Consider the following 16,959-nt stretch of genomic DNA (forward strand, 5'->3'; position numbering starts at 1 on the left):
TTCAGATGACCGTTACCCTGATCAACCCAATCGCGATGGACGAAGGTTTACGCTTCGCAATCCGTGAAGGTGGTCGTACTGTTGGTGCGGGTGTTGTTGCTAAGATCATCGAATAATCGATTCTTAGCGCGATACCAAAAAAGGCTGCCTTCGGGTGGCCTTTTTTATACCCGTAATTCTCTCCCCCATCCCGTCATTCCCGCGAAGGCGGGAATCCAGACTCCCGCTCCGCGGGAGAAACAGTAGGCTGGGCGAGTAGATAGTGCCGGAGCGACCTGAGGTGGCCAGAGGGTTTTGCGACACGCTGTAAAACATCCCTGGGCGGTCGACAAAATGCATCCCTGCATTTTGACGGTCTCAAAACCCTCTGCCCACCTCAGGTCTTGTGTCACTTTATGATTTCTTTCAGGGTTTGCGATTAATGATGCCAGATTTATTTGAGTTATATGTAAGGCAATTTATGTCTGCTTTGATGCTGTGAAACCAAAAGGGCAGCCCTGGGGCGGTCTTTTTTGAGGCTGGCTTATGGTTGTGGGCAGGTATTGTTCCGGACGAGTCTTTTTTGAGCTGCCCTGGTCGGTTTTTATATCGAGTGGTTTTTATTTAAGTTGTTGATTGTGTTGGATTTTATTCCTCTCTATTGCGTGTTTTGGTACTACTACCATTCCCCCATAAATAAGATAGAAATAGTGTTGACAGTCCCTGTTTCGATCTTTAGAATGCGCCTTCCTTTTTTCGGGTAGCCCCAGCCAATGTTGGTGAGCCCCTGTTAAAACACGATTGGAGTTTGATCAGTGCAAAATCAGCGAATCAGAATTCGTTTAAAAGCTTTTGATCATCGCCTAATCGACGTGTCTACAGAAGAAATCGTAGAAACAGCAAAGCGTACGGGTGCGCAGGTTCGTGGTCCAATTCCACTACCTACACGCAAAGAACGTTTTACTATCTTGGTTTCACCGCACGTGAATAAGGATGCTCGTGATCAATACGAGATCCGCACTCACAAGCGTTTGTTAGATATCGTAGAGCCAACGGAAAAGACGGTTGATGCGTTGATGAAGTTGGACTTGGCGGCTGGTGTAGAAGTTCAGATTAGTTTGGGTTAAGCCTTTAAGGTTTTAATCTACTAAGCGAATAAATATATTTTTTAAAGTTAGACCCGCTCGGGGGTCACCCCTGAGTCGTGTAACGTTCTCTAAATATTTTAGAGTTCGGCCATAGAGGGTTAAGCCCCGTACACTGTGAGGTTGTAAGATGACAATTGGTTTAGTCGGCCGTAAAAGCGGCATGACCCGCGTCTTTACCGACGACGGCATATCTATCCCGGTAACGGTGGTTGAGGTTAGTCCCAACCGTGTTACTGGTGTCAAAACAAGCGAGAGCGATGGCTACTCTGCTATCCAGGTTACTACTGGTGGTGCAAAAGCTTCTCGCGTATCTAAGACTGACGCTGGTTTGTTTGCGAAAGCAGGCGTAGAAGCTGGACGTGGTCTCTGGGAATTCCGTTTAGAAGATGGTGATGAAGCTCCTGAAGTAGGTGCCGAGTTAACTGTTACTACATTTGAAGTGGGTCAGAAAGTTGATGTGACCGGCCAATCAAAGGGTAAGGGTTTTCAGGGTGGTATCAAGCGTTGGAATTTCCAAATGCAAGATGCTACTCACGGTAACTCTATCTCTCACCGTTCAAATGGTTCTATTGGTCAGTGTCAGACTCCTGGTCGCGTTTTCAAAGGTAAGAAAATGTCGGGCCATATGGGTGCTGAGAAAGTGACCATTCAGACTCTTGAAGTGGTTCGTGTTGATGAAGCGCGTAACCTGATTTTAATCAAGGGTGCTGTTCCAGGTGCTCCAGGTGGTGACGTTATTGTTAGTCCCGCTGTTAAAGTGAGGGGAGCATAATCATGGAATTAGCGACTTTTACTGTAGGCAAGAAAAAAGCAACCGGTGCTGTTGAAGTATCTGAAGCGACTTTCGCCAAAGAATTTAATGAAGATCTGGTTCACCAGGTCGTTACTGCTTATTTAGCAGGTGCTCGTCAGGGTACTCGCGCTCAGAAAAACCGTGCTGCGGTATCTGGCGGTGGTAAAAAGCCTTGGCGTCAAAAAGGTACTGGCCGCGCTCGTGCTGGTACTATCCGTTCGCCAATCTGGCGTTCTGGTGGTGTGACTTTTGCGGCTCAGCCTCAAGATCACTCACAGAAAGTAAACAAAAAAATGTATCGCGCAGCTCTGCGTTCAATCCTTTCTGAATTGTCTCGTCAAGAGCGTTTGGTTGTGGTTGATGAGCTCGAGATCAAAAAGCCTAAAACCAAGTCGCTGGTTAAAGTGATCGACGGTTTTGGTGTGGAAAGCGCCTTATTGATTTCAGAAGAAGTGTCTGAAAACTTGTACTTGGCATCACGCAACTTGCATAAAGTGAATGTTGTTGATGTTGAAGGTGTTGATCCAGTAAGTCTAATTGATGCAGATAAAGTGATTATCACTGTTTCTGCACTGAAGAAGTTTGAGGAGTTATTGGGATGAATGCAGAAAGACTGTATACGGTTCTAAAAGGCCCTCATATTTCTGAGAAAGCAGCGATGGGCGAAGATCAAGTGGTTTTCCGTGTTGCGGTTGACGCAACCAAGCTTGAAGTTAAGCACGCTGTAGAGAAATTATTCAAAGTGACTGTCGAAAATGTTCAAACTGTGAATGTTAAAGGCAAAGTTAAGCGCAACAAGTTTGGTCTAGCGGCTAAGTCTAGTTGGAAAAAAGCTTATGTTCGTTTAGCTCAAGGTCAAGACATTGACTTTGCGTTGATCGATTAATTAGCGTCACTAAAGGTATAGGTAGAGAGAAAGTCAGATGGCAATTGTAAAAGCAAAACCGACATCTCCAGGGCGCCGTCATGTAGTTCGCGTTGTACACGCTGACTTACATAAAGGTGCTCCTTATGCGCCCTTGCTAGAAAAGAAAAGCAAGAGTGGCGGTCGTAACAACAATGGTCGTATCACTACCCGTCATATCGGTGGTGGTCACAAGCAGCACTATCGCTTAATCGACTTTAAGCGTAATAAAGATGGTATCCCGGCGACCATTGAGCGTCTGGAATATGATCCAAACCGTAGCGCTAATATCGCTTTGGTTTTGTATGCTGACGGTGAGCGTCGCTACATTATTGCGCCTAAAGGTGTTTCTGCTGGCGATCCGATCATGTCTGGTGATGCAGCACCTATCAAGCCGGGTAATACATTGCCATTGCGCAATATCCCTGTGGGTAGTGTTGTTCACTGTATCGAAATGAAGCCTGGCAAAGGTGCACAGATTGCACGTAGCGCCGGTACTTCTGCGCAGCTAGTTGCACGTGAAGGTCAGTACGTAACATTGCGTCTGCGTTCAGGTGAGATGCGTAAAATTTTGTCAGAATGTCGCGCTACTTTAGGCGAAGTATCTAACAGTGAGCACAGCTTGCGTAAGTTAGGTAAAGCTGGTGCTAAGCGCTGGCGTGGTGTTCGTCCTACCGTTCGCGGTGTGGCAATGAACCCGGTTGATCACCCGCATGGTGGTGGTGAAGGTCGTACTTCGGGCGGTCGTCATCCTGTTTCACCTTGGGGTATGCCAACTAAAGGTTATAAGACGCGTAAGAATAAGCGTACTAACAAGTTAATCGTACGCAAGCGTAACGCTCGCTAATAGCTAAACGAATTAAAGAGAGGAAGGTGCTGTGCCACGTTCACTAAAAAAAGGTCCATTTATTGATCTTCACTTGATGAAGAAGGTCGAGACAGCGATCGAAAGTAATGACAAGCGTCCCATTAAAACCTGGTCGCGTCGTTCAATGATCTCTCCGGATATGGTTGGTTTGACCATTGCTGTTCACAATGGCCGTCAGCATGTCCCAGTATTTGTAACCGAAGATATGGTTGGTCACAAATTGGGTGAATTCGCTGCAACTCGCACTTATCGCGGCCATGTCGCTGATAAGAAAGCGCGCTAAGAAGCAGTTAAGAGAAGGTATAGATGATGGAAGTTTCAGCGAAATTAACTGGTGCACAAATCTCTCCGCAAAAAGTGCGTTTGATTGCTGACCAGATCCGTGGCAAAGAAGTTGAAGAAGCGCTTGATGTGCTTGAATTCAGCAACAAAAAAGCCGCTGACATTGTTAAGAAATTATTGAACTCTGCTATTGCTAACGCAGAGCATAACGAAGGTGCAGACGTTGATGAGCTAAAAGTATCAACAATCTTTGTTGATGAAGGCAGAACATTGAAACGTCTTCGTCCACGGGCTAAAGGTCGTGCGGATCGCATCCTTAAGCGTTCTTGTCACATTACCGTTAAAGTTAGCGACAGCGAAGACTAATTAGGAGACGACCAGATGGGTCAGAAAGTACACCCAACAGGCATACGTTTAGGTATCACCAAAGAGCATACTTCAGTTTGGTATGCCGATGGCTCAGCCTATTCTGAAAACCTGATCAACGATCTAGAAGTTCGTGAATACGTTGCCAAGAAGCTTGAAAGTGCTTCTGTAAGTCGCATCGTTATTGAGCGTCCAGCACAGACAGCGCGTATCACTATTCATACCGCGCGTCCTGGTATCGTTATCGGTAAAAAAGGTGAAGACGTTGATAAGCTACGTAAAGAGCTAAGCGTCAAAATGGGTGTGCCAGTGCACATCAATATCGAAGAGATTCGTAAGCCTGATTTGGATGCAAAATTGGTTGCGCAGAATGTTGCTGGCCAGTTAGAGCGTCGTGTTATGTTCCGTCGTGCCATGAAGCGTGTCGTACAAAACGCCATGCGTCAGGGTGCACAGGGCATCAAAGTTCAGGTTAGTGGTCGTGTTGGTGGTGCTGAGATTGCACGTACTGAATGGTATCGTGAAGGTCGTGTGCCTCTTCATACTCTTCGCGCTGATATTGATTACTCCACTTATGAAGCAGCAACTACTTACGGCATCATCGGTGTCAAAGTATGGATCTTCAAAGGTGAAGTGATTGGCGGTGTTGAAGAAGTTGAACAGAAGCCAAAAGGTAAGAAGGGTGCTGCTTAATTAACTCTTTGAAATATTGAGTTAAAGGCAGACACAAAAGAATTTAGTTTTATACAGAATTAAAGGGTAAGGGTTCAGCAAATGCTACAACCTAAACGTACAAAATTTCGTAAGATGATGAAAGGCCGCAATCGCGGTTTGGCACATCGTGGCAGCAAAATTAGTTTCGGTGAATACGGCCTTAAAGCTGTTGGCCGTGGCCGAGTAACTGCTCGTCAGATCGAAGCCGCACGTCGTGCGATGACTCGTCACATTAAGCGTGGCGGTAAAATTTGGATTCGAGTGTTTCCAGACAAGCCAATTACCGGTAAGCCTTTAGAAGTTCGTCAAGGTAAAGGTAAGGGTAATGTTGAGTACTGGGTAGCACAGGTTCAGCCAGGCAAAGTGCTTTATGAAGTGCAGGGCGTAACCGAAGAGTTGGCGCGTGAAGCATTTGCTTTAGCGGCAGCCAAGATTCCAGTTGCAACCACTTTTGTTAAACGGTCGGTAATGTAATGAAAGCTTCAGAATTACGTGAAAAATCTGTAGAAGAGCTAGGCGCTGAGTTAGTAAAACTGCGTGAAGACCAGTTTAAGCTAAACATGCAAAATGCTACAGGTCAGTTGGGTCAATCCCACCTGTTGAAACAAGCTCGTAAAGATATCGCACGGGTAAAAACTGTGCTTTCAGAAAAGGCAGGTAACTAAGATGTCAGCAAAAGAAAGCGGAGCTCGTACAGCGACGGGTAAAGTCGTTAGCGACAAGATGGATAAAACAATTACGGTTCTTATTGAGCGTAAAGTTAAGCATCCTATCTACGGCAAATACATGATTCGTTCATCAAAGCTTCATGCTCACGATGAAAATAACGAATGTAAAGCTGGTGATGTTGTCACTATCAGCGAGACAAAGCCATATTCCAAGTCTAAGACCTGGAAATTGGAAAAAATTGAAGTCAGTGCCGTACAGGTATAACGCGCCTCTGACTCTTTAAAGGGTTGGAATCGATAAGAAGGTTTGGAGTAGAAGATGATTCAAACAGAATCGTATTTAGATGTAGCAGATAACAGCGGCGCACGTCGTGTTATGTGTATCAAAGTACTGGGTGGTTCACACCGTCGTTATGCGCGTATTGGTGACCTGATCAAGGTTACTGTGAAGGAAGCAATTCCTCGCGGTAAAGTAAAAAAAGGTCAGGTAATGACAGCGGTTGTAGTGCGCACCAGAAAAGGCGTGCGTCGCGGTGATGGCTCGATGATCAAGTTTGACGATAACGCAGCAGTTATCCTGAATGCTCAGGATGCGCCAATTGGTACTCGTATCTTTGGCCCAGTAACCCGCGAACTGCGCGGTGAAAAATTTATGAAGATTATCTCTCTGGCCCCTGAAGTACTTTAAGTGCTGGTTTAGAGAAGCAGAGAGAGTAGAGGATCGGAAATGCGTAAAATTATGCGAGATGACGAAGTCATCATCCTGGCAGGTAAAGACAAAGGCAAGCGTGGCAAGGTAGTAGGTCAGGTTGGTGAAGACCGTCTGCTGGTTTCTGGCATCAATATGATGAAGAAACACCAGAAGCCTAATCCACAGGCTAATGTACCTGGCGGCATTATTGAAAAAGAAGCGCCGATTCAGATTTCAAATGTAGCGATTTTTAATAGCGCTACTGCGAAAGCGGATCGTGTAGGTTTTAAAGTTGAAGGCGGCAAGAAAGTGCGTATCTTCAAATCAAACGGCGAACAGATTGACGCGTAATTTTCTCTTTCACCAGAAAGAAGAAGGTTTACAGTGGCAACACAGAGAAAGCTGAGAAAAGAAATGGCTAATTTGAAAGAAAAGTACAACACAGAGTTAAAAGCACAGCTTAAAGAAGAGCTGAAGCTGGACAATGTGATGGAAGTTCCGCAGATCACCAAGATCACTTTGAATATGGGTGTGGGTGAAGCTCTGGGCGACAAAAAAGTTCTTGAGCATGCAGTAAGCAATATGGAACAGATTAGCGGCCAGAAAGTTGTGGTCACTAAGGCACGTAAATCTATCGCTGGCTTTAAAGTCCGTGAAGATTGGCCAATCGGTTGTAAGGTGACATTGCGTAGCGATCGTATGTACGAATTCCTAGAGCGCTTAATCAGCATCTCTATTCCACGTATTCGTGATTTCCGCGGCATTAGCCCGAAATCATTTGACGGTCGCGGCAACTTTGCAATGGGTGTTTCAGAGCAGATTATCTTCCCTGAAATCGACTATGACAAAATTGATAAGATTCGTGGTATGGATATTACCATTACCACTTCAGCAAAGAACAACGAAGAAGGTTTGGCCTTGCTGAAAGCATTTAATTTCCCTTTTAAGAACTAATTTAGGTATAGCGGCATGGCAAAGAAATCGATGATCGCCCGCGAAGCAAAGCGTGCAGCAACTGTTAAAAAGTTTGCAGCAAAACGCGCCGAGCTTAAAGCACTGATCCTGGATCCAAACGCGAGTGATGATGACAAGTGGGCTGCGCAGATCAAACTGCAAAAGCTACCACGTGATGCTAACCCGGTTCGTCAGCGTAACCGCTGTCAGGTTACCGGTCGTCCACACGGTGTTTATCGCAAGTTTGGTTTATGTCGTAACAAATTACGCGAAGCTGCTATGCGCGGCGACGTACCTGGTCTAGTTAAGGCTAGCTGGTAAGGCTTTAGGAGCAAAAATATGAGTATGCAAGATCCCGTAGCGGATATGCTAACCCGGATTCGCAATGCACAGATGGCTGGTAAGCCTGAAGTTGCGATGCCCGCTTCAAAATTAAAAGCAGCTTTGGCTGGTGTGTTACAGGACGAAGGCTTTGTTGCTGGTTCGCGTAACGAAGCTGTAGATGGCAAGCCCAATTTAGTTGTAGAGCTTAAGTACTATAACGGCAAGCCAGTTATTGTTGAAATTGACCGTGTAAGTCGCCCTGGTTTGCGTTCTTACGTGGGTAAAGATGAATTGCCAAAAGTACGTGGTGGTTTAGGTGTTGCGATTGTATCTACCTCTAAAGGTGTGATGACAGATCGCGCAGCACGTGCTGCCGGTGTTGGTGGTGAAGTACTTTGCACAGTTTTCTAAGAAAACTGTCACTTAAATAGAGTCAGAGTTTAAGACTATGTCTAGAGTAGCAAAAAGCCCAGTGGCTATCCCAGCAGGTGTTGAGGTGAAAATTAACGGTCAGGAAGTGACTGTTAAAGGCGCCAAAGAATCTATGTCTTGGGGTGTACACGAGAAGGTAGAAGTTAAACAAGAAGAAAACAATATTGTGTTTTCAGGTCGTGACGACGCGAAAGATGCTTGGGCCTTAGCGGGTACCACTCGCGCGTTAGTTAACAATATGGTTATCGGTGTTAGCACCGGTTTCCAGAAGAAGCTTGAGCTAAACGGTGTTGGTTATCGTGCGAAAGCAGCGGGTAAAACGTTGAACCTAACTTTAGGTTTTTCACACCCGGTTGACTACGAACTACCTGAAGGTGTCACTGCGGAGACTCCATCTCAGACTGAGATCGTGTTGAAAGGCGCAGACAAACAGTTGATTGGACAGGTAGCCGCTGAAATTCGTGCCTTCCGTCCACCTGAGCCTTATAAAGGTAAAGGTATTCGTTATTCCGACGAGTATGTTCGTCGTAAAGAAGCTAAGAAGAAGTAAGGTAGATAGGTACTAGTATGAGCGACAAGAAAACATCAAGATTGCGTCGTGCTCGCCGAGCCCGCGTAAAGATGCGTGAGTTAGGTGCTAATCGCCTGAGCGTTCACCGCACTTCGCAGCACATTTATGCACAAATTATTGGCCCGGAAGGCGATAAGGTTTTAGCTAGTGCTTCAACACTAGACAAAGACTTGCGCTCTGGTAGCACAGGTAATGCTGATGCTGCAGCTAGTGTTGGTAAGTTGATAGCAGAGCGTGCAAAGGCCGCCGGTATTTCCGACGTAGCTTTTGACCGTAGTGGTTTTAAATACCATGGCCGCATTAAGGCTTTGGCAGAGGCAGCCCGCGAAGGCGGCCTACAATTCTAACGATTCAAGCGATTGAATTAGAGTCAGGGTTAAACGATGTCATTTAATGATTCAAAAAAGCAGGACGATTCTGAAGGCTTACAAGAGAAGCTGGTTCAGGTTAACCGTGTTGCAAAAGTTGTAAAAGGTGGTCGTATTTTCGGTTTCACTGCGCTGACAGTAGTTGGTGACGGTAACGGTAAAGTCGGCTTTGGTCGTGGTAAGGCTCGCGAAGTGCCAGTTGCTATCCAGAAAGCTATGGAAGCGGCACGTCGCAATATGATCGACGTTGATCTGAATGGTGACACTATTCAGTATCCGATCAAAGCAAACCACGGTGCTTCAAAAATCTACATGCAGCCTGCATCCCAGGGTACTGGTGTTATCGCCGGTGGCGCAATGCGAGCTGTATTGGAAATGGCGGGTGTACATAACGTACTAGCCAAGAGCTACGGTTCTACTAATCCGGTAAACGTTGTTCGCGCAACTTTCAAAGCGCTTGAAACAATGGCTTCACCTGAGCAAGTAGCGAATCGCCGCGGCAAAACAGTAGAAGAAATTTTAAATTAAGTAGTGAATCAGCGGTATTGACCGCTGAGCATTAGGGTTGCAGAAATGGCCAAGAAGACAGTTAAAGTAACGCTGGTACGTAGTACTAACGGTCGCAGAAAGGAGCACAAAGCTTCAGTTGCCGGTTTAGGTTTACGTCGCATTAATCATACGGTTGAAGTGGAAGACACTCCTTCAACACGCGGTATGATTAACCAAGTCAGCTATATGCTACGGGTTGAGGATTAATCATGACTGAAGAATTACGTTTAAATACATTGAGCCCGGCACCCGGTGCCAAGCACAGCTCAAAGCGTGTTGGTCGTGGTATCGGTAGCGGTTTAGGTAAAACCGGTGGCCGTGGTCACAAAGGTCAAAAAGCTCGCAGTGGCGGTAGTGTTCGCCCAGGTTTCGAGGGTGGCCAGATGCCAATGCAGAAGCGTTTGCCTAAGTACGGCTTCACTTCTCGCGTAGCTCGTGTAACCGCGCAAATCCGCACTAGCGAATTAGCTGCCGTGCAGGATGACGTGATCGATCTAACAGCACTTAAGCGTGCTGACTTGGTTGGTACTAATATCGAACGTGCAAAAATCTTTTTGTCAGGCGATGTAACAAAAGCTGTGACCATTAAAGGTTTGGGTGTAACCAAAGGCGCTCGTGAAGCAATCGAGAAAGCTGGCGGAAAGATTGAGGAATAATCCATAGTGAATACAGGGCTGCTATCCGGCGGAAAGCAATCTGGACTAGGCGAGCTTTTTGCTCGCCTTCGTTTTGTTCTGATTGCCATAATTATTTATCGTATCGGTACCCATATTCCGGTACCAGGTATTAATCCGGACCAGATCGCAGCCATGTTTAACCAGAACCAGGGTACGGTTCTGGGTTTATTCAATATGTTCTCTGGTGGTGCGCTTGAGCGTATGAGTATATTGGCATTGGGTATCATGCCGTATATCTCCGCTTCCATCATTATGCAGCTGATGAGTGCCGTTAGCCCTCAGCTGGAAGCACTAAAGAAAGATGGTGAAGCTGGTCGTCGCAAGATAAGTCAGTACACCCGTTACCTGACAGTGATTTTAGCCACTGTACAGGGCACCGGTATGGTGGTTGGTTTAGCCAATTCCGGTATGGCCTACAACATGGGGCTTTCGTTCTACCTTATCGCGATTGTATCGCTGGTAACGGGCGCGGTCTTTATGATGTGGTTAGGTGAGCAGGTCACTGAGCGCGGTATTGGTAACGGTATATCGTTATTAATCTTCGCAGGTATTGTTGCCGGTTTACCTTCGGCCGTTGGTCAATCGATTGAGCAGGCAAGACAGGGCGAACTCAATATCTTGATATTGTTGCTGATCTTAGCCTTGGCGATTGCAGTTGTATATCTGGTGGTATTTATCGAGCGCGGTCAGCGTCGTATCACCGTGAACTACGCTAAGCGCCAGCAAGGTAACAAAGTGATGCAGGGGCAGCAGAGCCATTTGCCCATGAAGGTTAATATGGCGGGTGTTATCCCGGCGATATTTGCCAGCTCACTCTTATTATTTCCAGCGTCTATTGCCCAGTGGTTTGGTCAGGGTGAAGGCATGGAGTGGTTACAAGAAGTGTCATTAGCTATAGGCCCAGGCCAACCGCTAAACATCTTATTGTTTACCATGTTGATTGTATTTTTCTGCTTCTTCTATACGGCGTTGATGTTTAACCCGAAAGAAGTGGCCGATAATTTAAAACGCTCAGGTGCGTTCTTGCCAGGGATTCGTCCCGGTGAGCAAACAGCCAACTATATCGACAGTGTACTAACGCGCTTAACGATCTTTGGTTCTTTGTATATCGCCTTGGTGTGTTTGTTGCCACAGTTTTTAGTGGTGATGTGGAATGTACCGTTCTACTTGGGTGGTACTTCCCTGTTGATTGTTGTGGTTGTGGTCATGGACTTTATGTCTCAGGTTCAGTCTCATCTGATGTCACATCAGTATGAAGGCATGATGAAAAAGGCCAACCTAAAAAGTTATGGTAAAGGCAAAGGCGGTTAATTAACCCTCCAAGCTGAAACCCCTGTTTTATAAAATAGTATTAAGAGTAGTAGTGGAGAAGTGAAATGAAAGTTCGTGCTTCTGTAAAGAAAATCTGTCGTGACTGCAAAATTGTACGCCGCAACGGTGTTGTTCGTGTTATCTGTAACACAGAGCCTCGCCACAAGCAGCGTCAAGGTTAAGATCAGGCCATTTGGCTTATCTTAAAATGTAGTAACGATCAGGTTGATTTTTTATTAATCTGACGCTAAACTGTCGCGCCTTTTGCGCAGTGGCTCAATTTTGCGGGTATTTAGCCTGAAATTGAGCAGATTAGAGTCCCTCTTTAGGGCAGTAAAAGGCAGCGTTAAGCGTTAAAAATGAAAGTTTTGGAGTAATTTGGATGGCTCGTATAGCTGGTGTCAACATTCCCGACCATAAACATGCGGTGATCTCGTTGACCTACATCTACGGTATTGGTCGCCCTACAGCGAAGCAGATTTGTGCTGCTGCGGGTGTTGCTGAAGATACTAAAATTGGCTCTCTGTCAGAAGACGTGCTGGATACCATCCGTACTGAAATTGGCAAGGTTAGCGTAGAAGGTGATCTTCGTCGTGAAGTGTCAATGAATATCAAGCGTTTGTTGGACTTGGGTTGCTTCCGTGGCTTACGCCATCGTAAAAACCTGCCACTACGTGGTCAGCGTACCAAGACTAATGCCCGGACTCGTAAAGGTCCTCGTAAACCAATTCGTAAGTAATTTCAGGTAGTTAACCTCGTTATTATTTTTGAGTAAAACAAGTAATTGATTCAATTACTTTAGTGTAGCTACATCACTTTTGTAGTGCTGATATTAGAGTAGGAAGAAAATGGCTAAAGATACTAAGCCGGCCCGTAAAAAGGTCAAAAAGACCGTTGTGGATGGCATTGCGCACATCCATGCGTCTTTTAACAACACCATCATTACCATCACAGACCGTCAAGGTAACGCACTCAGCTGGGCAACAGCTGGTGGTTCCGGTTTCCGTGGTTCGCGTAAATCTACCCCATTCGCTGCGCAGGTTGCTGCTGAGCGTGCGGGTATCGCAGCCCAGGAATACGGTCTGAAAAACTTAGACGTTGAAGTCAAGGGCCCCGGTCCTGGTCGTGAATCTGCGGTTCGCGCACTGAACAATGTCGGTTACAAGATTGGTAGCATTAATGACGTTACGCCGATTCCACACAATGGCTGTCGTCCTCCCAAGAAACGTCGCGTTTAATTAAGAATACAGGAATACAACAATGGCTAGATACTTAGGCCCTACATGTAAGCTGTCCAGAAGAGAAGGTACAGACCTGTTCTTAAAGAGCGGTGTTCGTCCTCTGGATTCAAAATGTAAAGCAGAAGCCGCTCCCGGTTTCCACGGCGCCCGTCGCGGTCGCTTGTCGGATTACGGCGTTCAGCTTCGTGAAAAGCAAAAAGTTCGTCGTATCTACGGCGTTCTGGAAAAGCAATTTCGCAACTACTACAAAGAAGCAGCTCGTCTAAAAGGCGCAACCGGTGAGAACCTGTTACAGCTTTTGGAAAGTCGTCTTGATAACGTAGTTTATCGTATGGGTTTTGGCTCAACACGCGCCGAAGCACGTCAGCTTGTTTCCCACAAAGCTATCTTGGTTAACGACAAAGTGGTTAACATCGCTTCTTACCAAGTTAAAGCGGGAGACAAAGTTTCTGTTCGCGAAAAAGCAAAAACACAGTTGCGTGTTAAGCACTCAATCGAACTAGCTGCCCAGCGTGGTGAGCCAGAGTGGATTGAAGTTAATGCAGGCAATATGGAAGGAACCTATAAAGCTCAGCCAGATCGCGCTGACCTTTCTTCCGAGATTAACGAAAACTTGATTGTTGAATTGTACTCTAAGTAATCCTCTTTAATTAGAAGACCAATTACTTAGACACAAACCCTCAATCTAAAGGACTTATACTACACAGGTGTCCATATGCAGAGTGCAGTAAACGAATTTTTAACGCCACGCGTTATCGATGTAGACGAAGTAAGCTCAACCCGCGCCAAGGTAACCCTGGAGCCATTAGAGCGTGGCTTTGGTCATACTTTAGGTAATGCCTTGCGTCGTATTCTGTTGTCGTCCATGCCAGGTTGTGCCGTTACAGAAGTTGAAATCGACGGCGTATTGCATGAGTACAGTGCTATTGAAGGTGTTCAGGAAGATGTGATTGAAATCTTGTTGAACCTGAAGGGTGTATCTATTTTGATGCACGGAAAAGACGAAGCCGTATTAACCTTGAGCAAAACTGGTGCAGGTCCTGTGACTGCCGGTGATATTCAGGTTGATCACGAAATTGAAATTTCTAACCCAGACCATGTTATTGCCAACTTAAATGAAGCTGGTTCATTAAACATGAAGCTAACCATCGGCCGCGGCCGGGGTTATATTCCAGCGGATGCTCGTCAAACTGACGAAGAAGAAACTCGCAGCATTGGTCGTCTGCAGTTAGACGCTTCTTTCAGCCCAGTACACCGCGTAGCTTACGTGGTAGAAAATGCTCGTGTTGAACAGCGTACTGACCTGGACAAATTGGTTCTGGATCTGGAAACCAACGGTACTATTGATCCTGAAGAAGCGATTCGTCGTGCAGCGACTATCTTGCAGCAGCAGCTGTCAGTCTTTGTTGACCTTGAAAGTGAAAAAGAAGCTGAGCCAGAGGAAGAGGAAGACGAAGTCGATCCAATTCTACTGCGTCCAGTTGACGATCTTGAGTTAACGGTACGTTCAGCCAACTGTCTGAAAGCAGAAAATATTTACTACATTGGTGACCTTGTTCAGCGCACAGAAGTTGAGCTGCTGAAAACCCCTAACCTGGGTAAGAAGTCACTAACAGAAATTAAAGACGTATTGGCGTCACGTGGTTTGTCTCTAGGCTTACGCCTGGACAACTGGCCACCTGCCAGCCTTAAAAACGACGACAAGCTATTAGCTTCTTAATAGCCACTTAATCGTAGCGTCATAGTATTAACGGGAGCAGCAACTACTGCTCCGTAAGAAATAGGAAATAGACCCATGCGTCATCGTCATAGTGGCCGCCAACTAAACCGTAACACTACACATCGCAAAGCGATGTTCCGTAATATGGTTAACTCATTAGTTGAGCACGAGCTGATTAAAACTACATTGCCAAAAGCGAAAGAACTGCGTCGTTATGCCGAGCCGCTAATCACTTTAGGTAAAACGGATTCAGTAGCAAACCGTCGTTTGGCTTTCGATCGCACCCGCGACAAAGCTACTGTCGGCAAATTGTTCTCTGACCTTGGTCCACGTTACCAGGAGCGCCCAGGAGGCTACATCCGTATCCTTAAGGCTGGCTTCCGTACGGGTGATAAAGCGCCAATGGCCTATGTTGAATTAGTAGATCGTCCACAAGTTGAAGATATCCTTGAGGGTGATGAGGATTAAGATCAACGCCTAAGGGCGGTATCCACCTTAAAAAAACCGGACTTTTTAGTTCGGTTTTTTATTGCCTGTCATGTAAGCGAAGCCTGTCATACCTGGTGATGCGCGTTATAAATAAACTAATTGATACTCGCAGGTGGGGATTTTCACTTCAGAAGTGTCTTAATAGGGACGGGGTAGTAATATAACTACTGTTTTTGTTATCTGGCTTTTGCTTTTGCTGCTGAGCAGCTATGCTTGGGTAAGAATAATTAATGAGGTGTTTTAATGGATAAGGCGCAAAAGATACAAGAGCCATTTCTAAATGCTCTTCGCAAAGAGCGTATTCCGGTTTCAATCTTTATGAAAAATGGGATTAAGCTGCAGGGTACTATCGAAAGCTTTGATCAGTTTGTGGTGATGCTTAAAAATGTATCCACCCAGGTGGTGTTTAAGCATGCTATTTCTACTGTGGTGCCCTCGCGCAATGTGCGCTTGCCATCAGAGGCTGAGGAAGCTTCCAGCTAGCCAGTTATCAGCTATAAAAAGGCGTATAGGTTTACCTATACGCCTTTTTTTATTCTGTCATTCCCACAAAGGAACGTCATTCCTTCGCGTGAATGACGGTGGTTGTTACATCGCAGAGAGTGGCAGTTCCTGGGATATTTCATAGATCTTCACATCCATAGATTTAGGCGGGTAGCCCGCCATGGCTTTTTGGAAAGTCGCCATATGGGGTGCGGCCATATGCTCTTTAAGCGCGTCCATGGACTGCCATTGCTCAATAACACGTATAGTCCCTGGATTGGTCACGTCAGTAGTAAAAGTGTAAGCGATATTACCTGACTCGGCTTCAGTAGTGGCGGTTTGCATATCCACAATGGCCTGGTGCAGGTTGTTAATATCTTCAATGGTTGATTCTATAGTGGCTAATACAATAATCATTTTAGATCCTTTGTTGTCTTGAATATTGTTAGGGCGCCAGCTTAAAAAGCTTAGGGTTTAATGGCAATAACGTCGGTGTGTAAGCGGTTTAGAATAGCTTCCACGGTATTGCCCATCAATTTGCCTTTAATGCCTCTTCTGCCCACGGTGCCCGTCACCACAACATCGGCTTTCAGTTTACTGGCAATACTGGGGATGATCTTCTCCGGTGGCCCGGCCTTAAGCTGCACACAGCCAGGGTCGACATCATAGTCCTCGCAAAATGCTTTAGCTGTGGCCTGGACTTCTTTACGCTTTTTACTGATATATTTCCGGGAGTCGATAATATCCAGGTCGATTAAGGCCTGTGGCGTTCTGATGGCATGGGCTATATGAACCTCCTGATCCAGTGAGTTGGCCAGTGCCAGTGCATGCTTAAACACTTTGTGATTTAAAGCAATTTTGGACTTGATGGTGGTAGAGAAGTCCAGTGCCGCAACGATGCGAGGCTTTTTCTTCCAGCTTTTACTGGCGGTGATCATAACCGGTGCGCTGCAGCTTCTTAGCAGCTGCCAGTCGGTTGAGGTATAGAGAAGGGTTTCACTGCGATGGGCGGATTTAATCACCATATCGACATTGTGTTTGCTGCAATGGCTGATGATGGCCTGGGCGATATCTTTACCCCAGATAGCTTTGATGGTGATATTTTTGGGCTTGATTTTTAGCTGTCTGGCGAGTTTTTCCAGCTCTTTTTGGCGGTTGGCAACCACGTGTTTTTCCAGTTGGCCGCGGCTTAAGGTGGCAAACTTTAAGTCGTTTGGGTTACTGATATTGACATAGCAAAAGCCCAGTAGGGTTATTTTTGCGCCGGTTGCAGCTTGCAGGCTGGCCGCACGAGCCAGGGCAACATTTTTTCCGTCTTCTTTGTCGGCGATGACTAGCAGTTTTTCCATGATTTTGCTCCGTATATCACTTCAGTGTCTATACAGATTAGCAGCTAATGATTAAGTGTGCGTTGATTAAGGTCATAG

32 protein-coding genes are annotated in these 16,959 nt (G+C 46.0%); 30 read left to right on the plus strand and 2 right to left on the minus strand.

The window, feature by feature from the left end:
• The 30 genes from P8H32_RS04345 to hfq form a co-directional block, all read left to right on the plus strand.
• Positions 1–116 (plus strand): hypothetical protein (locus P8H32_RS04345; RefSeq protein ID WP_301088553.1); only part of this gene is annotated, 116 nt, incomplete at its 5' end.
• Between the two features lie 678 nt (positions 117–794).
• Positions 795–1,106: a 30S ribosomal protein S10 gene (gene rpsJ, locus P8H32_RS04350; RefSeq protein ID WP_297292331.1), complete on the plus strand. Its 312-nt coding sequence runs from the start codon at positions 795–797 to the stop codon at positions 1,104–1,106.
• A gap of 148 nt (positions 1,107–1,254) precedes the next feature.
• Positions 1,255–1,899, plus strand: a complete 645-nt coding sequence (rplC, locus tag P8H32_RS04355) for a 50S ribosomal protein L3 (RefSeq protein WP_301088556.1) — start codon at positions 1,255–1,257, stop codon at positions 1,897–1,899.
• Positions 1,900–1,901: 2 nt separating this feature from the next.
• On the plus strand, positions 1,902–2,522 hold the full coding sequence (gene rplD / locus P8H32_RS04360; RefSeq protein WP_297292333.1) for a 50S ribosomal protein L4: 621 nt from the start codon (positions 1,902–1,904) through the stop codon (positions 2,520–2,522).
• A complete protein-coding gene (rplW, locus tag P8H32_RS04365) occupies positions 2,519–2,806 on the plus strand; it encodes a 50S ribosomal protein L23 (protein ID WP_301088557.1) in 288 nt (95 codons plus the stop codon). The genes rplD and rplW overlap by 4 nt, the downstream gene beginning before the upstream one ends.
• Before the next feature lie 37 nt (positions 2,807–2,843).
• Positions 2,844–3,671, plus strand: coding sequence for a 50S ribosomal protein L2 (rplB, locus tag P8H32_RS04370; protein WP_297292334.1), 828 nt, complete (start codon positions 2,844–2,846; stop codon positions 3,669–3,671).
• A gap of 31 nt (positions 3,672–3,702) precedes the next feature.
• Entirely contained in the window at positions 3,703–3,975 is a 273-nt protein-coding gene (gene rpsS / locus P8H32_RS04375) for a 30S ribosomal protein S19 (protein ID WP_085758604.1), read from the plus strand.
• 26 nt (positions 3,976–4,001) lie between these two features.
• Complete coding sequence (rplV, locus tag P8H32_RS04380) at positions 4,002–4,340, plus strand: 50S ribosomal protein L22 (protein ID WP_301088580.1); 339 nt, start codon at positions 4,002–4,004, stop codon at positions 4,338–4,340.
• A gap of 15 nt (positions 4,341–4,355) precedes the next feature.
• Positions 4,356–5,033, plus strand: coding sequence for a 30S ribosomal protein S3 (gene rpsC / locus P8H32_RS04385; RefSeq protein ID WP_297292335.1), 678 nt, complete (start codon positions 4,356–4,358; stop codon positions 5,031–5,033).
• An 81-nt stretch (positions 5,034–5,114) separates the two neighbouring features.
• Positions 5,115–5,528, plus strand: a complete 414-nt coding sequence (gene rplP / locus P8H32_RS04390) for a 50S ribosomal protein L16 (protein WP_297293475.1) — start codon at positions 5,115–5,117, stop codon at positions 5,526–5,528.
• Entirely contained in the window at positions 5,528–5,719 is a 192-nt protein-coding gene (gene rpmC / locus P8H32_RS04395) for a 50S ribosomal protein L29 (protein WP_085758608.1), read from the plus strand. The genes rplP and rpmC overlap by 1 nt, the downstream gene beginning before the upstream one ends.
• A 1-nt stretch (position 5,720) precedes the next feature.
• Positions 5,721–5,987 carry a 30S ribosomal protein S17 gene (gene rpsQ, locus P8H32_RS04400; protein WP_297293473.1) on the plus strand — a complete coding sequence of 89 codons (267 nt, stop codon included), beginning with the start codon at positions 5,721–5,723 and terminating at the stop codon, positions 5,985–5,987.
• Between the two features lie 54 nt (positions 5,988–6,041).
• Positions 6,042–6,410 carry a 50S ribosomal protein L14 gene (rplN, locus tag P8H32_RS04405; protein ID WP_297293471.1) on the plus strand — a complete coding sequence of 123 codons (369 nt, stop codon included), beginning with the start codon at positions 6,042–6,044 and terminating at the stop codon, positions 6,408–6,410.
• A gap of 39 nt (positions 6,411–6,449) precedes the next feature.
• A complete protein-coding gene (gene rplX, locus P8H32_RS04410; RefSeq protein ID WP_297293469.1) occupies positions 6,450–6,764 on the plus strand; it encodes a 50S ribosomal protein L24 in 315 nt (104 codons plus the stop codon).
• A gap of 63 nt (positions 6,765–6,827) precedes the next feature.
• Positions 6,828–7,367 (plus strand): 50S ribosomal protein L5, encoded by a 540-nt coding sequence (rplE, locus tag P8H32_RS04415; protein WP_297293477.1) that lies wholly within the window; start codon positions 6,828–6,830, stop codon positions 7,365–7,367.
• A gap of 15 nt (positions 7,368–7,382) precedes the next feature.
• Complete coding sequence (gene rpsN, locus P8H32_RS04420; protein WP_085758613.1) at positions 7,383–7,688, plus strand: 30S ribosomal protein S14; 306 nt, start codon at positions 7,383–7,385, stop codon at positions 7,686–7,688.
• Positions 7,689–7,706: 18 nt separating this feature from the next.
• On the plus strand, positions 7,707–8,102 hold the full coding sequence (rpsH, locus tag P8H32_RS04425) for a 30S ribosomal protein S8 (protein ID WP_297293464.1): 396 nt from the start codon (positions 7,707–7,709) through the stop codon (positions 8,100–8,102).
• A gap of 37 nt (positions 8,103–8,139) precedes the next feature.
• The gene (gene rplF, locus P8H32_RS04430) at positions 8,140–8,673 is read left to right on the plus strand and encodes a 50S ribosomal protein L6 (protein WP_297293462.1); all 534 of its coding nucleotides are present in this window, start codon (positions 8,140–8,142) and stop codon (positions 8,671–8,673) included.
• A 17-nt stretch (positions 8,674–8,690) separates the two neighbouring features.
• Positions 8,691–9,041 (plus strand): 50S ribosomal protein L18, encoded by a 351-nt coding sequence (gene rplR / locus P8H32_RS04435; RefSeq protein ID WP_297293460.1) that lies wholly within the window; start codon positions 8,691–8,693, stop codon positions 9,039–9,041.
• A gap of 36 nt (positions 9,042–9,077) precedes the next feature.
• Complete coding sequence (gene rpsE / locus P8H32_RS04440) at positions 9,078–9,590, plus strand: 30S ribosomal protein S5 (protein ID WP_085758617.1); 513 nt, start codon at positions 9,078–9,080, stop codon at positions 9,588–9,590.
• A 45-nt stretch (positions 9,591–9,635) separates the two neighbouring features.
• Positions 9,636–9,818, plus strand: a complete 183-nt coding sequence (rpmD, locus tag P8H32_RS04445) for a 50S ribosomal protein L30 (RefSeq protein ID WP_297293458.1) — start codon at positions 9,636–9,638, stop codon at positions 9,816–9,818.
• A 2-nt stretch (positions 9,819–9,820) separates the two neighbouring features.
• Positions 9,821–10,267, plus strand: a complete 447-nt coding sequence (rplO, locus tag P8H32_RS04450; protein WP_297293456.1) for a 50S ribosomal protein L15 — start codon at positions 9,821–9,823, stop codon at positions 10,265–10,267.
• Positions 10,268–10,273: 6 nt separating this feature from the next.
• Positions 10,274–11,599 (plus strand): preprotein translocase subunit SecY, encoded by a 1,326-nt coding sequence (gene secY / locus P8H32_RS04455; RefSeq protein ID WP_297293454.1) that lies wholly within the window; start codon positions 10,274–10,276, stop codon positions 11,597–11,599.
• 65 nt (positions 11,600–11,664) lie between these two features.
• Entirely contained in the window at positions 11,665–11,781 is a 117-nt protein-coding gene (gene rpmJ, locus P8H32_RS04460) for a 50S ribosomal protein L36 (RefSeq protein ID WP_297293452.1), read from the plus strand.
• A 200-nt stretch (positions 11,782–11,981) separates the two neighbouring features.
• Entirely contained in the window at positions 11,982–12,338 is a 357-nt protein-coding gene (gene rpsM / locus P8H32_RS04465; RefSeq protein ID WP_297293450.1) for a 30S ribosomal protein S13, read from the plus strand.
• Positions 12,339–12,447: 109 nt separating this feature from the next.
• Positions 12,448–12,837 carry a 30S ribosomal protein S11 gene (gene rpsK, locus P8H32_RS04470; protein WP_085758623.1) on the plus strand — a complete coding sequence of 130 codons (390 nt, stop codon included), beginning with the start codon at positions 12,448–12,450 and terminating at the stop codon, positions 12,835–12,837.
• A 22-nt stretch (positions 12,838–12,859) separates the two neighbouring features.
• Positions 12,860–13,480, plus strand: a complete 621-nt coding sequence (gene rpsD, locus P8H32_RS04475) for a 30S ribosomal protein S4 (protein ID WP_297293447.1) — start codon at positions 12,860–12,862, stop codon at positions 13,478–13,480.
• 75 nt (positions 13,481–13,555) lie between these two features.
• Positions 13,556–14,560, plus strand: a complete 1,005-nt coding sequence (gene rpoA, locus P8H32_RS04480; protein ID WP_297293445.1) for a DNA-directed RNA polymerase subunit alpha — start codon at positions 13,556–13,558, stop codon at positions 14,558–14,560.
• A gap of 75 nt (positions 14,561–14,635) precedes the next feature.
• Entirely contained in the window at positions 14,636–15,028 is a 393-nt protein-coding gene (gene rplQ / locus P8H32_RS04485; protein WP_297293443.1) for a 50S ribosomal protein L17, read from the plus strand.
• Between the two features lie 264 nt (positions 15,029–15,292).
• A complete protein-coding gene (hfq, locus tag P8H32_RS04490; protein ID WP_297293441.1) occupies positions 15,293–15,532 on the plus strand; it encodes an RNA chaperone Hfq in 240 nt (79 codons plus the stop codon).
• Positions 15,533–15,637: 105 nt separating this feature from the next.
• On the opposite strand, the gene P8H32_RS04495 is transcribed toward hfq, so the two are convergent.
• Both P8H32_RS04495 and P8H32_RS04500 read right to left on the minus strand, forming a co-directional pair.
• Positions 15,638–15,949 carry a putative quinol monooxygenase gene (locus P8H32_RS04495; protein WP_301088558.1) on the minus strand — a complete coding sequence of 104 codons (312 nt, stop codon included), beginning with the start codon at positions 15,947–15,949 and terminating at the stop codon, positions 15,638–15,640.
• A gap of 50 nt (positions 15,950–15,999) precedes the next feature.
• Complete coding sequence (locus tag P8H32_RS04500) at positions 16,000–16,881, minus strand: universal stress protein (protein WP_301088559.1); 882 nt, start codon at positions 16,879–16,881, stop codon at positions 16,000–16,002.
• Between the last annotated feature and the right edge of the window lie 78 nt (positions 16,882–16,959).

This window comes from Oceanicoccus sp. (assembly GCF_029238675.1).
Taxonomy (GTDB): domain Bacteria; phylum Pseudomonadota; class Gammaproteobacteria; order Pseudomonadales; family Dasaniaceae; genus Oceanicoccus.